The 14,434-nt window shown below is 61.8% G+C and carries 12 protein-coding genes and 1 pseudogene; 7 read left to right on the plus strand and 6 right to left on the minus strand.

The window, feature by feature from the left end:
* Positions 1-42 precede the first annotated feature (42 nt).
* Complete coding sequence (locus tag AB5Y94_RS04235; protein ID WP_368204990.1) at positions 43-1,773, minus strand: formate--tetrahydrofolate ligase; 1,731 nt, start codon at positions 1,771-1,773, stop codon at positions 43-45.
* A gap of 66 nt (positions 1,774-1,839) precedes the next feature.
* Between AB5Y94_RS04235 and AB5Y94_RS04240 the strand changes: the two genes are divergently transcribed.
* The gene (locus AB5Y94_RS04240) at positions 1,840-2,256 is read left to right on the plus strand and encodes a hypothetical protein (RefSeq protein WP_216972632.1); all 417 of its coding nucleotides are present in this window, start codon (positions 1,840-1,842) and stop codon (positions 2,254-2,256) included.
* A 30-nt stretch (positions 2,257-2,286) separates the two neighbouring features.
* Here AB5Y94_RS04240 and AB5Y94_RS04245 read toward each other — a convergent pair whose 3' ends face one another.
* The gene (locus tag AB5Y94_RS04245; RefSeq protein WP_010634428.1) at positions 2,287-3,189 is read right to left on the minus strand and encodes a LysR family transcriptional regulator; all 903 of its coding nucleotides are present in this window, start codon (positions 3,187-3,189) and stop codon (positions 2,287-2,289) included.
* 111 nt (positions 3,190-3,300) lie between these two features.
* Between AB5Y94_RS04245 and AB5Y94_RS04250 the strand changes: the two genes are divergently transcribed.
* From AB5Y94_RS04250 to AB5Y94_RS04265, 4 genes are all read left to right on the plus strand, one after another.
* Positions 3,301-3,861 carry a YceI family protein gene (locus AB5Y94_RS04250; RefSeq protein ID WP_010634427.1) on the plus strand — a complete coding sequence of 187 codons (561 nt, stop codon included), beginning with the start codon at positions 3,301-3,303 and terminating at the stop codon, positions 3,859-3,861.
* On the plus strand, positions 3,861-4,598 hold the full coding sequence (locus tag AB5Y94_RS04255) for a hypothetical protein (protein ID WP_368204992.1): 738 nt from the start codon (positions 3,861-3,863) through the stop codon (positions 4,596-4,598). Before AB5Y94_RS04250 ends, AB5Y94_RS04255 begins: the two co-directional genes overlap by 1 nt.
* 186 nt (positions 4,599-4,784) lie before the next feature.
* Complete coding sequence (locus AB5Y94_RS04260; protein WP_368204994.1) at positions 4,785-5,906, plus strand: adenosylhomocysteinase; 1,122 nt, start codon at positions 4,785-4,787, stop codon at positions 5,904-5,906.
* Between the two features lie 37 nt (positions 5,907-5,943).
* A complete protein-coding gene (locus AB5Y94_RS04265; RefSeq protein ID WP_124250254.1) occupies positions 5,944-6,255 on the plus strand; it encodes a SelT/SelW/SelH family protein in 312 nt (103 codons plus the stop codon).
* A 62-nt stretch (positions 6,256-6,317) separates the two neighbouring features.
* On the opposite strand, the gene AB5Y94_RS04270 is transcribed toward AB5Y94_RS04265, so the two are convergent.
* Together AB5Y94_RS04270 and pepT are read right to left on the minus strand one after the other, a co-directional pair.
* Positions 6,318-8,042 (minus strand): lysophospholipid acyltransferase family protein, encoded by a 1,725-nt coding sequence (locus AB5Y94_RS04270; protein ID WP_368204996.1) that lies wholly within the window; start codon positions 8,040-8,042, stop codon positions 6,318-6,320.
* 144 nt (positions 8,043-8,186) lie between these two features.
* Positions 8,187-9,410, minus strand: a complete 1,224-nt coding sequence (pepT, locus tag AB5Y94_RS04275) for a peptidase T (protein ID WP_268009237.1) — start codon at positions 9,408-9,410, stop codon at positions 8,187-8,189.
* On the opposite strand from pepT, the gene AB5Y94_RS04280 reads away from it, so the two are divergent.
* Both AB5Y94_RS04280 and speA read left to right on the plus strand, forming a co-directional pair.
* Positions 9,366-9,743 carry a hypothetical protein gene (locus AB5Y94_RS04280; protein WP_368204998.1) on the plus strand — a complete coding sequence of 126 codons (378 nt, stop codon included), beginning with the start codon at positions 9,366-9,368 and terminating at the stop codon, positions 9,741-9,743. The two genes, pepT and AB5Y94_RS04280, sit on opposite strands and share 45 nt — an antisense overlap.
* A 735-nt stretch (positions 9,744-10,478) precedes the next feature.
* A complete protein-coding gene (gene speA, locus AB5Y94_RS04285) occupies positions 10,479-12,380 on the plus strand; it encodes a biosynthetic arginine decarboxylase (protein ID WP_025201901.1) in 1,902 nt (633 codons plus the stop codon).
* A gap of 149 nt (positions 12,381-12,529) precedes the next feature.
* Here the strand turns inward: speA and AB5Y94_RS04290 are convergent, their stop codons facing one another.
* Both AB5Y94_RS04290 and AB5Y94_RS04295 read right to left on the minus strand, forming a co-directional pair.
* Positions 12,530-13,639 carry an LPS O-antigen chain length determinant protein WzzB gene (locus AB5Y94_RS04290; protein WP_368205000.1) on the minus strand — a complete coding sequence of 370 codons (1,110 nt, stop codon included), beginning with the start codon at positions 13,637-13,639 and terminating at the stop codon, positions 12,530-12,532.
* A 290-nt stretch (positions 13,640-13,929) separates the two neighbouring features.
* Positions 13,930-14,434 (minus strand): annotated as a pseudogene (locus tag AB5Y94_RS04295) (IS481-like element ISAs19 family transposase); the annotation flags it as partial.

Genomic DNA, 14,434 nt, shown 5'->3' on the forward strand with positions numbered 1-14,434 from the left:
GGCTGTCGAGGCGGTGGCTTGGCCTGCAGCTGCCACTCACCATCAGCTCAGGCCGACGATATCGCCGTGCTCGTCGATATCGATATGACGGTAGGCCGGCAGGCTGCCAAGGCCCGGCATGGTCATGATGGGGCCCGCCAGGGCATAGACGAAGCCGGCGCCGGCGCAGAGCCTCACCTCCTCGATGGGCACCTCGAAGTCGGTCGGTACCCCCTTGAGGGCCGGATCATGGCTGATGGAGAGCGGCGTCTTGGCCACGCAGACCGGCAGGTGGCCCCATCCCTCGGCAGAGAGTTGCGCCAGCTGGTGGCGCGCCTTGTCCGAGAGTCGTACGCCACGCCCGCCATAGCCGCACTCCACCAGGGTTGCCAGCTTGGCGTCCAGGCTCGCATCGTCGGGGTAGAGCAGCTTGACCTGGCCCGGCTGCTCACAGGCGGCCACCACCGCCCGGGCCAGCTCGTCGGCCCCGGCCCCGCCCTGGGTAAAGGCGTGGGAGATGGCGCAGCCAGAGGCGCCGGCTTGCACCGCCTCGCGGGCCAGCAAGGCCAGCTCAGCTTCGCTGTCGGTGGGGAAGCGGTTGATGGCGACCACCACGGGTACGCCGTAACGGCGGGCATTGGCGATGTGCCAGCCGAAGTTGGCGCAGCCCTGCGCCAGGGTCGGCAGATCCTCGCCCAGCAGGCTTTGGGGCAGCGGCTGGCCCGGGCGGATGTCGAGCAGGCCGCTGTTGGCCTTGAGGCCTCGCACCGTCGCCACCAGCACCACGCAGGCCGGGGTCAGGCCGGATTGGCGGCTCTTGATGTTGAAGAACTTCTCCAGCCCCATATCGGAGCCAAAGCCTGCCTCGGTCACCACGTAATCGGTGAGGCCGAGGGCCATGCGATCGGCGATCACCGAGGAGTTGCCGTGGGCGATGTTGGCAAAGGGGCCGGCGTGCACCAGCACCGGGGTCTGCTCCGTGGTCTGCATCAGGGTCGGCTGCAGGGCCTCCTTGAGCAGCACCGTCATGGCGCCCGCCACTTCCAGCTGCTCGGCGGTGATGGGTTTGCCGTGCAGGTCGCGGGCCAGCTGGATGCGGCCGATGCGCGCACGCAGATCGTTCAGATCGCTCGCCAGCGCCAGAATGGCCATCAGCTCGGAGGCGGCGGTGATGACGAAGCGATCGCTGCGCTCGACGCCGTCGGCGGCGCCCCCCTGGCCGATGGTGAGGTGGCGCAGGGCGCGGTCGTTCATGTCGAGGGTGCGCGGCCAGAGGATGTTGTCTGCATCGATATCGAGCCGAGGCAGGCCGGTTCTGGCGCTGAACTGGTCACCGAGTTTGCGCTCATGGAACAGGCGGGCATCGAGGGCCGCCGCCGCCAGATTGTGGGCGGCGGTGAGGGCGTGAAAGTCACCGGTGAGGTGCAGGTTCATCTCCTCCATCGGTACCACCTGGGCGTGGCCACCGCCAGCGGCGCCCCCCTTGACCCCGAACACGGGCCCGAGGCTCGGCTGGCGGATGGTGGCGATGCTGGGCTGGCCGATATGGTTGAGCCCCATGGAGAGGCCGAGGGTGGTTACCGTCTTGCCCTCGCCAAGCGGGGTGGGGGTGATGGCGCTCACCAGCACCAGCTTGCCCGCCGGTTTGGGGAGCGACTTGAGTAGGTCGAGGCTGAGTTTGCCCTTGTAGTGGCCGTATGGGCTCAGCTGGTGCGAAGGGATGGTGAGGCGCTCGGCCAGCGCATGAATGGAGAGACGGGGGGACTGGCGGGAGATCTCGATATCGCTTAGCATCAGCACCTCGTTGGCATGTCAGGTCAAATATGCGGCGAAGTCTAGTGGAATCAAGAGGGTTATCCAATGAGTAATAATATTTTGTCCGGCAATCGTGAGCTGCATCTAACGCCCATCGAGCTGGATCTCAACGCCCTCTATCACCCGCCCAAGCAGCCACTCACCGCCCTTGGCATCGTCAGCGCCTTCATTCCGCTGTTTGGCTACGGCTGGCAGGCGATGACCCAGGATCCGGAGACCCACTTTCGCCACGAGCTGGCCAAACGCATCAACAAGCACAAGACCGACGAGGCCAACCTCATCCTGATCCTGCAACTGGCCGGCATGCTCGATTGCCACTGCCTGCACATCACTCTGCCCTATGCCCTCGGCGATGAGCAGCTGGCGCCCCTGCGCCAGCGCCTGCCGCGCTGGCAGTTGAACCTGCGCGACGTGCTGCTGGTGGCCGAGCTGCCACTGCCTGCCGATACCACCGCCTCATAGCCATCCCGTCACCGCGGCCGTGGCAAAGACTTAAGCCTTGCGATCCCAGTAGTGGGGGGCGAGATAGCGCTCCTGCACGAACTCGATGAAACAGCGCACCTTGGCCGAGACGAAACGGCGATGCGGATAGAGGGCATAGAGCCCCACCTGCCCCTTCTCCCACTCCGGCAGCAGTGACACCAGGGCGCCGGAGCGCAGCGCATCGCCGACGATGAAGGTGGGCTGCAAGATGATGCCCTGATCGTCGCAGGCCGCCCGGGTCAGGGCCACCCCGTTGTTGGCCCGCAGCGGCCCCTGCGGGCGCACGCTCAGCTGCTCGCCATCCCGTTTGAACACCCAGTCAGGCTGGGTCAGGGTATAGAGCAGGCAGTCGTGCTGCTTGAGATCCTCCGGGCTGTTCGGCGTGCCCCGACGGGCCAGGTAGCCCGGGCTGGCGCACACCTCCAGCCGCATCATGGCCAGCGGCTTGGCCACCAGGGAGGAGTCCGGCAGGTTGCCGATGCGCAGCGCCAGATCGAACCCCTCTTCCACCAGCGCCACCCGCCGGTCGCTGTACTCTATCTCCAGCTTCAGATCCGGGTAGCGTTCGCGAAACAGCGGCAGGGCGGGGGAGAGGTGCAGGTAGCCAAAATCCATCGGCACCGACAGCTTGAGGGTGCCCTGGGGCTGCTGATTGTTGCGGGTCAGCTGGCTGTGGGTCTCTTCGAGTTCCGCCAGCAGCGCCTGGGAGCGCTGGTAGTAGAACTGGCCCGCCTCGGTGGGATTGACCTGGCGGGTGGTGCGCGACAGCAGCCGGGTGGAGAGGGACTCCTCCAGCTGCTGCATCAGCTTGGAGGTCATGGCGACCGAGATGCCGAGCTGGTTGGCGGCCTTGGTAAAACTCTGACACTCCACCACCTTGATGAAGGTGCGCATGGCGGCTATCTGGTCCATCTTTCACTCTCAGTTGATAATTATTTTAATAAATCGCTGATTATCTATGTCCGGTATGGAGGTTAGCATCTTGGCTGTTGTTGTGAACCCCCAATATGAAGGAACGAACGGATGAAGATGACCAAGGCCCTGCTGGCCTCCTGCCTGTTTATGGCGGCGCCCCTGATGGCAGCCGATTACGATGTGGATGCGGCGCATACCACGGTGCAATTCAAGGTGGGACACCTCGGCTTCTCCGAGCTGGTGGGTCGTTTCAACACCTTCAGCGGCACCTTCAGCATGGACGATGCCAACCCGGCTGCGGCCAAGGCGAGCTTCGAGATCGATGCCGCCAGCGTTGACTCCAACCACGAGCCACGCGACAAACACCTGCGCAGCCCCGATTTCCTGGACGTGAAGCAGTATCCCAAGATGACTTTCGTCAGCTCCGGCTACGAGGGCACCAAGGATAAGGGCGTGCTGAAAGGCACCCTGACCCTGCACGGCGTGTCCAAGGAAGTGGCCTTCGATCTGGTTCACATCGGTGAAGGCAAGGATCCCTGGGGTGGCTACCGCAGCGGCTTCAACGCCACCACCACCATCAAGCGCAGCGACTTTGGCGTGAACTACATGGTGCCGAACATCCCGGACGAGATGACCATCGCACTGTTTGTCGAAGGTGTGCGCAAGTAATGGGCGCGGCACTCCTGCTTCAAACCCTGGCGGCTCCTTTGGGGGCCGCTTTGCTGTCGTGGCGCTGGCCGCGGCTGGGGTACCTGTGGGGCGCCCTGGCGCTCTGGCTGGTGGGCTGCCTGCTGGGCGGAGCCTACGGGCTGCCGGTCAAGGCGTGGCAATGGCTGCCGCTGACCCTGCTGGTGCCTGCCCTGGCGGCGCAGCTGGCCGACCAGCGGGCCGCGCTTGCGCTGTTTGCCGCGCTCGGGGCACTGGTGTGGTGGCAGGGGCTGGCCTCTGTGCTGGCAAGCGAGCCCGCCATCTGGCTGGCGTTGCTGCCTGCCATTGGCTGGCTGGGATGGACCGGACTGCGCGGTGACAGCCGCGAGGGGCTCGGCTTTGCCCTCAGCTTCATCTGGCTGGCACTGGTGATCGGCATCGACGGCAGCCTGCTGATTGCCCAGCTGGCCGGTGCGCTGGCGGCCTTCGCCGGTTTCCGTGCTCTGCTCGGGGCCTTTGCCGGCAGCCAGGTGGCGCCTGCGGCGCTCGGGTTGGCGCTGGCCTTTATGCAGATGCTCGCCTGGCAATACGTGGAAGTGCCGCTGCTGGTGTTGCTGCCGGTCTGGCTGCTGCCGCTGCTGGAGTGGGCACTGCGCAACAAACCCTGGTTCCAGCGCTGGGCCCTGTTGATCCTGCTGGCGGGCGTCGGGGCGGGTCTGAGTCTGTGGAAGGTGTGGCCAGAGGCCTCTCTTTACTGATTTTTAGCATAAAAAACAGGCAATTACCCCAAAAGTTGCCGACTTCGTCATAGTCTGTACAGATAAAGATTGAGCCCCATAGTGGTTTCAGATAAAAAGGTTTTTCAATTATCTGGATACACACAGAACCCGGTCTGACCGGGTTCTGTTTGCCTGCTTGTTTGCGGCGCGCTAAGGAGGCCACAGTTGCGCAGTCAAGGATCTGAGCATCTGTTTTTTCGCCATTTCACCGAGCAGGGACGTCTCGACGGTCTCTGCATCCTGCTGGTTACCCATCTGCTTCCCGATCGCCCCCAGTTTATCCAGGCCCTCGATCAGATCGGGCGGATCGGCGCCATCCTGCCCAAACCCAAGTCAGTTCACGGACCGACCCTGATCTGGGCCCAGCAGCACTATCCGGTGCTGCCCCTCAACCGCCAGTGGACCAATACCCCGCAGGGGGTGATCGAGCACATAGCCCCGCTGGTGGCGCCCCATGAGCGGCTGATCATTCTCGATATCGGGGGCTATTTCGCCAGAACCCAGGCCACCCTCAGCGAGTATTTCGGCCCCCGTTTCCTCGGGGTGGTGGAGATGACCGAGAACGGCCATCAACGCTACGAGCAGGAGGTGCTGTCCACCCCGGTCATCTCGGTGGCGCGCAGCCCTCTCAAGCAGGCCGAGGATATCCAGATCGGCCTGAGCGTGGTCTACTCCGCCGAATCCCTGGCCCGCACCCTCAACCGCACCTTCAATGTCTGCCAGGCCGCCCTGTTCGGCTACGGCAAGGTGGGGCGCAGCATCGCTCGCGAGCTCAGGTGCCGCAACCTGCATCTGGAGCTGGTGGAGACCGACGTGCTGCGCCAGGTGGAGGCGCTCTCCCACGGCTTCAAGCTGGTGGGCAAGGCCGAGGCCCTCAGCCGGGCCGAGCTGGTGATCTGCTCCACCGGCAACGGCGCGCTGGACCTGGTGGATCTGCAGCGGTTGCGCCCCGGCACCATGGTTGCCTCGGTCACCTCGGCGGACGACGAGTTTGCGTTTTGTCTCGCCCAGCTGCCCTGGCCGAGCGAGGAGGTGTGCCCCCACGTGCTGGCGCTGACCCGCCCCGACGGCAGCACCATCTTCCTGCTCAACCGGGGCGAGGCGGTCAACTTCGTCCACGGTGCCGTCATCGGTGAATATGTCTACCTGGTGCTGGCGGAGATCATCGAAGGGGTGCGCCAGCTGGCGTTGCAGCCGCTGGCCCCCGGCCTGTTCGATCTGCCGCAGTCGACCATGCGCACCATTGCCCGCCACTGGCTAGCCGACTTCCACGGGGTCACCCAGTGAGCCTCTTTTTTCTTGCCGCCATTGATGGAGTGACCACATGAGCGAGACGACCTTGTCCGCCCCTAAACCCCGCATCGAGATCCGCTACTGCACCCTCTGCCGCTGGATGCTGCGCGCCGCCTGGCTGGCCCAGGAGCTGCTCTCCACCTTCGACAGCGAGCTGGGGGAGGTGGCGTTGGTGCCGGCCAGCAAGGGGGAGTTTCGCATCCTGGTGGACGGGGTGCTGGTGTGGGATCGGGTGGCGGACGAGGGCTTCCCCGAGGCCAAGGAGATCAAGCAACGGGTGCGCGATGTCATTGCCCCCGAGCGCGACCTGGGCCATGCCGATCGCAAACCGACTGCAGAGTAAACCGCAGCATTAATGACAAAGAGAGGGAGGCACAGGCCTCCCTCTCTCGTTGTGGCGTCTGCTCAACGGTCGGCAGCTGTGCCCGGCTGATCTTCGGCGGGGAGGCCGATATAGCGGGCCCGCTTGTGAGGCTTGAGGCGGCTCACATCCACCCACACCAGGCCGTCGATGCAGTGGTTGAAGTCGGGGTCGATGCCAAAATCCATGAACTGCACGCCGCCCGGCTCGCACAGCTCGGAGTACTGCTTGTAGAGGGTGGGAATGGCGCAGCCCAGGTTGTCGAGGCGGGCCTTGAGCTCCTTGAGATCGGCGCCGTAATCCAGCCCGGCAAACAACGGCGGTGTGGCGGGGTAGGGGCGGCGGGAGGGGGCGAGCGCCAGTTCTGGGGCAAAGTGCTGGCGATAGAAGCTCACCAGCAGATCCTTGGCCGCCACCGGCAGGCTGCCGGAGAGCGATACCGGGCCAAACAGGTAGCGATAGCGGGGATAGCGGGCCAGATAGGCGCCGATGCCAAACCAGAGGTAATCGAGCCCCCGCTTGCCCCAGTAGGCGGGCTGGATGAAGCTGCGGCCAAGCTCGATGGCAAGCTCCAGCCTGGGCAGTAGTTTCTCTTCAAAGCCAAACAGGGTGTGGCTGTAGAGGCCGTCGAGCCCCTTGCTGGCCAGCAGTTCGGCCACCGGGGCGAAACGGTAGGCGCCGATGATCTCGAGCCGGGCCGGATCCCAGAGAATGAGGTGGTGATAGTCATCGTCGAAGGTGTCGAGATCCCGCCGTCTGCCGGAACCTTCCCCCACCACCCGAAAGGCGATCTCCCGCAGGCGCCCCAGCTCGCGCAGGATCACCGAGTGACTCAGCTCGTGGCGTCGGTAGAGATAGATCCCCTGACCGTCCGGGGTGTGGCCGAGGGCCTCGCAGGATTCGATGGCCTGCTTGAGCTGGCGGCGCTCCTCCGGCAGGGCGATGGGGGCTTCGGTGGCCAGCAAGCCCCGCTTGCCACGCCCGATGCGATAGAGGTGGCTGCGCACCAGTCGGGCCGCGCTCTTGGCGGGCAGCTCCTGCACCCCGCTCACCGGGATGCGGGCACCTATGGTGATGGCGATGCGCTTGCCCTGCTGGCGAAACAGCTGCTTGACCAGCAACAGTCCGGCCCAGTCGTTGTTGAGCCAGGCGGCGAGATAGAAGGAGAGACCGTTGCGCCCGTCCAGATGGATCGGCACCAGCGGGGTGCGGGTGCGCTGGGCCAGCTTGATGAAGCCTGATTGCCAGGGGCCGTCCTTGACCCCCTTGGGGCCGAGGCGCGACACCTCGCCGGCGGGAAAGATCATCAGCGCCCCTTCTCCCGCCAGGTGTTCCCCCATCGCCAGGATGGCGCGCCTGTCTGTCTTGCCCCCCAGGTTGTCCACCGGCAACAGCAGGGGACGCAGCGGCGTCAGCTGGGCCAGCAACTGGTTGGCCACTATCTTGACGTCCGGCCGGATGCGGCCGAGCAGACGCAGCAGGGCCAGCCCGTCGAGGGAGCCGATGGGGTGGTTGGCGACTATGATGACCCGGCCACTGGCCGGAATGTGCTCGAGCTGGGCCTCGCTCACCCGGTAGTCGAAGTCGAGCTCGGTCAGCGCCTGCTCGACGAAGTCGAGTCCACGCAGGTGGGGGTGGCATGCGGCGAAGCGTTGAAACGCCTGCTCGTGCAGCAGCCAGCGCAGCCCTTGTCGGAGCAGGGGGCGCAGCAGGTCGTTGGCCGACAGGCGGGGCAGGTGTTGTTGTAGCAGGGCATCGACACTGAACATGGGCTGGGCTCCGATGAGTCGTTGCCCTAGCGTGACGCCCTTTTGTTCCCGCCCCATGGCAGTGGGATGACAGTTTGATGGCAAAGAGGGGGAGCCGGTGAACCGGCTCCCCCTTTTGTGGTCATGGCGGTGACGATGGCCGGTTTAGTCGCGCCAGGCCGAAGTCAGGCGCACCAGCTCCACCAGGGTGGCGACCGCTTTTTCCATGGATTGCAGCGGGATGAACTCGTGCTTGCCGTGGAAGTTGTGGCCACCGGTAAACAGGTTGGGGCAGGGCAGCCCCATAAAGGAGAGCCGGGCACCGTCGGTGCCGCCGCGAATGGGTTTTATCTTTGGCTCCACGTCGGCGGCCAGCATGGCGGCCTTGGCCAGCTGGACTATGTGCATGTGCGGCTCGATCTGGCTGCGCATGTTGCGATAGCTGTCGGTCAGGGTGAGCTCGATGCGCGCTTTGGGGGCCTCCAGCTGCAACGAGGCGACCCGCTCCTTGAGCTGGGCCTTGCGGGCGGCAAAACCCTCGTCGTCGAAGTCACGAATGATGTAGTGCAGGGTGCACTCCTCCACTGTGCCGTTCATCTGGGCCAGGTGGAAGAAGCCCTGATAGCCGTCGGTGCACTCCGGGGTCTGCTCGGTTGGCATGGCGGCGTGGAAGCGGGCGGCCAGGGTCTGGCTGTTGATCATGCTGCCCTTGGCGGTGCCGGGGTGCACGTTGTTGCCGATAAAGCGCACGGTGGCACTGGCGGCGTTGAAGTTCTCGTACTCGAGCTCACCGAGCTCGCCGCCGTCCACCGTGTAGGCCCAGCGGGCCGGGAAGCGGTCCAGCGGGAAGCGGTCGGCACCGCGGCCTATCTCCTCGTCCGGGGTAAAGCCGACCCAGACATCACCGCGGGGGATCTCGGGGTGGGCCAGCAGGTGGTCGATGGCGGTGAGGATCTCGGCGATGCCCGCCTTGTCATCGGCCCCCAGCAGGGTGGTGCCGTCGGTGGTGATGAGATCCTGGCCCAGGTAGTTTTTCAGGAAACGGTAGTCGCGAATGGCCAGCACCTCGTCACCCTTGCCCAGGCAGATGTCCCCCCCCTGATAGTTTTCGATGATCTGGGGCACCACCTGCTCGGCCTCGTAGTCAGCGGTATCCATGTGGGCGATGAGGCCGATGGCCGGCGCGTCCGGCTGGTTGCCCGGCAGGCAGGCGGTGAGGTAGCCGTGCTCGTCCAGGGTGACCTGGCTCAGCCCCATCTGCGTCATTTCGTCACAGAGGGCGCGGGCGAAGACCAGCTGTCCCTCGCTGCTGGGACAGACGGGATTGGTCGCATCGGAGCGGGTATGAAAAGTCACGTAACGCAGAAAACGCTCAAGCAAGGTATCCATTGGCAAGCCTCAAACCTGTGGTGGAGGGTCATTGTGGCCAATCTGGCGGCGGGGCTTTTTGCGTCAGCGCAGTTTTTGCCACATTTTTTGGCGAAGATCGGGTTGGAAAGGTGTAAGGTGGTTCAGGCTGTGGTTGTTGATATCAATAACAGCATAAAATGGTCCATCAACCGCATTTTTAAGCGGCTTGTGATGGGACTCATTTTTCCGTCAATGCCCTTGGTGGCGGGGGAGGGGCGAGGGCGGGCCAGACGGGGTTATTTTCAGGGTGAAAAAGGGCGCGTGGCGGGACTTCTCCCCCCGCTTGCCAGGCCCGCTGGCGGCAAGATTTGATCGCCTTATGAAAAGCTGTTTTTGAACACTATTTTTTATTGTCACCGCTGGCGGTAAGTGTGTACACTCCGCGCCGATCCAAGGGCAACCCTGAGCAGGCAGAGGCCGCCAGACTCCCGCAGGATCATACGCCTATAGGGCGAGGCACGCAGAAACGACAGACACTGCTAGGGTATGGTTTCTTTAATACCGGTTAGGCTCCGGTATCAGGGAGAACAACGGACTCTCATTTTCCGGCTGACCGAGTGAGCCATCGGCTCATCATCTTCCCTTGTCATGGGCGGTCACTGGCGGTGAGCTGGCTGTGGTTGTTGTCGTCTATCAACACGCTTGCGTGCTGACGCCTTCGCATCTCTTCCTTGAAACCCTCCCCTGCTGTCGTGACGGCTGCCGAATGATGAACGAACGACGTGGCTGATGTCGTTTGTCATCAAAGTACCGCGGCGCTGATTGCAGCACCGCATACCGTTGAGCTTGATGTAAAGCCACCAGCCCCACATCAAGACTCGTTACTTCCCCAAGATCCACCAGGCAGCCTAGGCTTGCCGCGATGAACCAGGGAGGTGGCGACAGGTGAACGTTCAGGTCAACCCGCGGCGTCAGCGCCCGGTGCCGGACTTCTTGCCTTGCTCGCCCGCAGGCCGCTTCGGCGCGCCACACCTGCTCATCGATGGTCTGGATGTGATTGAGGGTAACGAAGGCGGCCACCGGCCGCTCATTTGCGAGGCATAGCCCATGACTAACTGGTCCAGCAAGGACTCCTTGAAGGTCTACAACGTTCCCTACTGGGGTGCGGGTTTTTTCAACATCAATGACGCCGGTCATGTGACCGTCGCTCCCGACAAGTCACGCCCTGACGCACAGATCGTGCTCTCCGATGCCATCGAACAACTGCGTCAATCCGGGCTGACCACTCCGGTACTGCTGCGTTTCCCCGACATCCTCAAGAGCCGGGTCGATGCGCTGTTCAACGCCTTCGGTCAGGCCATCGAGAAGTCAGGCTATGAAGGGGACTACCTGTGCGTTTACCCGATCAAGGTAAACCAGCAGCGTCGCGTCATCGAGACCATCAGCCAGTCCTACAGCGACAAGCCCCGGCTTGGCCTGGAAGCTGGTTCCAAACCGGAACTGCTGGCCGTGCTGTCCCATCACCATGAGCAAGGCTCGGTGATCGTCTGCAACGGTTACAAAGACCGCGAATATATCCGCCACGCCCTTTTGGGCAACCTGATGGGCCACAAGGTCTACATCGTGGTGGAGAAGCCCTCCGAGCTGGAAATGGTGCTGGACGAGTCAGCTCGCCTCAACATCAAGCCCAACATCGGGGTGCGTGCCAAGCTCGCCTCCACCGGCTCCGGCATGTGGGAATCGAGCGGCGGCTCCATGTCCAAATTCGGTCTGTCCGCCTCCCAGATCCTGGCGCTGATCGAGCGTCTGCGCGGCCTGGGCAAGCTGGACTGCCTGCAGCTGCTGCACTTCCATCTGGGTTCCCAGATCGCCAACATCCGCGACATCCAGGGCGGTATCCGCGAGTGCGGCCGTTTCTACGCCGAACTGCGTCGCCTCGGTGCCAACATCGAAGTGGTTGACGTGGGTGGCGGCCTGGGCGTGGACTACGAGGGAACCCGTTCCCAGAGCCACTGCTCCGCCAACTACAGCCTCTCCGAGTACGCCAACAACGTGGTGTGGGGCATTGGCGACGTGTGCCGCGAGTTCGACCTGCCGCACCCGACCATCATCAGCGAGTCCGGCCGTGCCCTGACCGCTCACCACGCCGTGCTGGTCACCAACATCATTGGTGCCGAAGGGGTGGAGATGAACGACATCAGCGCACCGGACGACGATGCGCCCACCATTCTGCAGAACATGTGGAAAGGGTGGCTGGACCTGCGCGGCGAAGATCCCTCCCTGCTGGAGATCTTCCACGACTCGGTGGCAGACCTGGGCGACGTCAATACCCAGTACACCATGGGTCTGCTCAACCTCGAGCAACGCGCCTGGGCCGAGATGCTGCACCAGAACACCTGTCTGGCGCTCAAAGAGATGCTCAACCCGGTCAACCGCAACCACCGCGCGCTGGCTGACGAGCTCTCCGAGAAACTGGCTGACAAGTGCTTTGCCAACTTCTCCCTGTTCCAGTCCCTGCCGGATGCCTGGGGTATCGGTCAGGTGTTCCCGGTGATGCCGCTTTCCGGCCTCGAGCGCCCGCTCACCCGCCGCGGTATCCTGATGGACATCACCTGTGACTCCGACGGTCAGGTCGAGCACTACGTCGACGGTCTGGGTGTGGAAAGCACCCTGCCGATGCCGGTGTATGGCGAGAACGAAGAGTGCCACGTCGGCTTCTTCCTGGTGGGTGCCTATCAGGAGATCCTCGGCGATCTGCACAACCTGTTCGGTGACACCCACTGCGCGGAAGTGTGGCTGGACGAGGAAGGCAAGATGGACATTCGCAACGTGGTGCGCGGCGACACCGTCGACCAGCTGCTGCGTTACGTCAACATCGACCCGTCCGTCATTCGCGAGAACTATCAGCGGATCGTCTCCCACCCGGCGCTGGACGACGCGGCCCGCAAGGCCCTGCTCGAAGAGCTGGAGCTGGGTCTGCAAGGCTACGCCTACCTGGAAGACGAATAATAAGTCCAGGCCTGCTCCCGCGAAGCGCAGACAAGCAACGGGGAGACGTCCAAGCGGACACAAAAACGGCGCCTCAGGGCGCCGTTTTGCTTTCATGTGAAGAAGGGGCGAAATGAAGGAGAAGAGGCCCGGTTGAGGGGAAGACAACTTCAGCTGGCGTTGGCGAGCCGTGCTCGGGGGAAATCATGATCCGATAGCGCTTTATTCCTACCTTGCTGAATCGCGTGTTGAATCAGTACCAATGCAACCCCCACCATGCCTCCCAGCAAGGTCGCCAGGATGACGATCAGTGGGCGCTTGGGTTTATCGCGGCTCAACGGTTCGCTCGGGGTATCCAGATAGGTGAACGGGCTGAGTGTCAGGTTACCAAGATCGATGCCCTTCAGCCGGGTGAGTTGTACATTCAGTTCCATGATTTCGGGTGCATACTCTTCGATCTTCAAGGACTTGAGGATGCTTAGCTTTCTTGCCAATGCATCCTGGCCAAGGGTGATCGGGAAGCGGTCGCCGTAATTGAAATTCTCCAATGGCTTGCTCACACCGGCAGCCTTCGCAATGCTCATGCTGAATTCGATGCCTTCTATCTCTCTGGCTAGCTTGCGCTGCGCGTCCTCTGTCTTGAGTTTTACCTTCAAATTGAGCGCGTTGATCTGGCTTTGTCGATTGTTCTCCAGGATGTCGCGCAGTTCCTGACTCTGCAGCCGAACGATATAGTGTATATAACCTGTCAGCATGGAGAGGGCCTCTTCCTTGTTAAAGAAGGAGAAAGAGAGCTGGATGCCAGGTTGTTCCCCTTTCTTGCCTTCAGGTGCAATCACCATCCATTCTGACCAGGTTCGCAGCAGAAGCTGTTGCTGCCGCTCGTTCAAGTCATTCTTGGCCACATGCTCCTTGAACTGGGAGGTGGTTTGCAAATAATGGCTGATATTGTTGTAAGACTTGAACTCCAAAAGAAATTCGTTATAGACGGCGTTGTTGTTCTTGGTGCCTCTCAGGCCCTGCAAATTCAGCTCGGTTCTCAGCCTGTCCAGTCCCAATGTATCTCGTTGTTTTGGCTGATAAATAGTGGCGTGAGCGGTCCACTGTTCCGGAGTGAACATGGCATACAACACACCAATGCTGCCAAAGATAAGAGTAGCGAGCAGGATGAGAAATTTTTTCTTCCACAGGAGTAAGAACAGTTCCGTGAGATTTATCTCGTCATCGTTGTGTCGACTTACCATTCTGTAATCGACATTTTTGTTAATTATGTCATCCATATCTTTATCGGTCATAAATTGTCGTAGGCGCCTTTTATAGCGCATTTGAGATCAGTGTTCATCTATTTGTTTATAAAATAGATAGAGGAAAATATATTTCCGGATCCGGTATGATAGTTGACATTTATATGGCTATATCCATTTGCTTTATTATTGTTGCAAATATGTTTGTTTTTTTGTGGGTGGTTCATTGAGGCATGCTGGTTGGGGGGATGTAAACAGGAGTGATGCAGTTTTTAATTGTACAGACCTAGTTATCACCTGACACCGGCCTCAAACCGGTGTCTTGTTTACGCTACTTTAGTGCGCACTTCCTTCGGTATCAATTTCAGACCCTTCTTGAACATGCTGTAGGGCGTTTGTCCTTCCATCATCCTGCCCTGATGTGGTCGCTGGTTGTTGTAGTGCTCCAGATAGCTATCCAGGTCTGTCTGCATCTGCTCCACCGACTCATACCAGGTTGTCCTCCCTTTGATACGGAAGTGTTCATCCAACAAGGTTCGATGCAACCGTTCGATAAAGCCGTTGCTCTGTGGCCTGCGTACCTTGGTGGTCCGGTGCTCAATCCCCTCCAGTTGCAGGAACAGCTCGTAGGGATGATGGTCAGGGCGCCCGCAGAACTCGCGCCCGTTGTCCGACAAGATGGTATAGACCCGTGCCTCATGGGCTTCGAAGAACGGCAGCACCGTTTCGTTGAGTACATGGACCGACGTCACCGGCAGCTTACTGGTGTAGAGCCGTCCCCAGGCGTGGCGGCTGTAGCAATCGAGCACGGTTTGCAGATACACCTTGCCC

The organism is Aeromonas sp. s5, assembly GCF_040907865.1.
Lineage (GTDB): Bacteria > Pseudomonadota > Gammaproteobacteria > Enterobacterales > Aeromonadaceae > Aeromonas > Aeromonas dhakensis.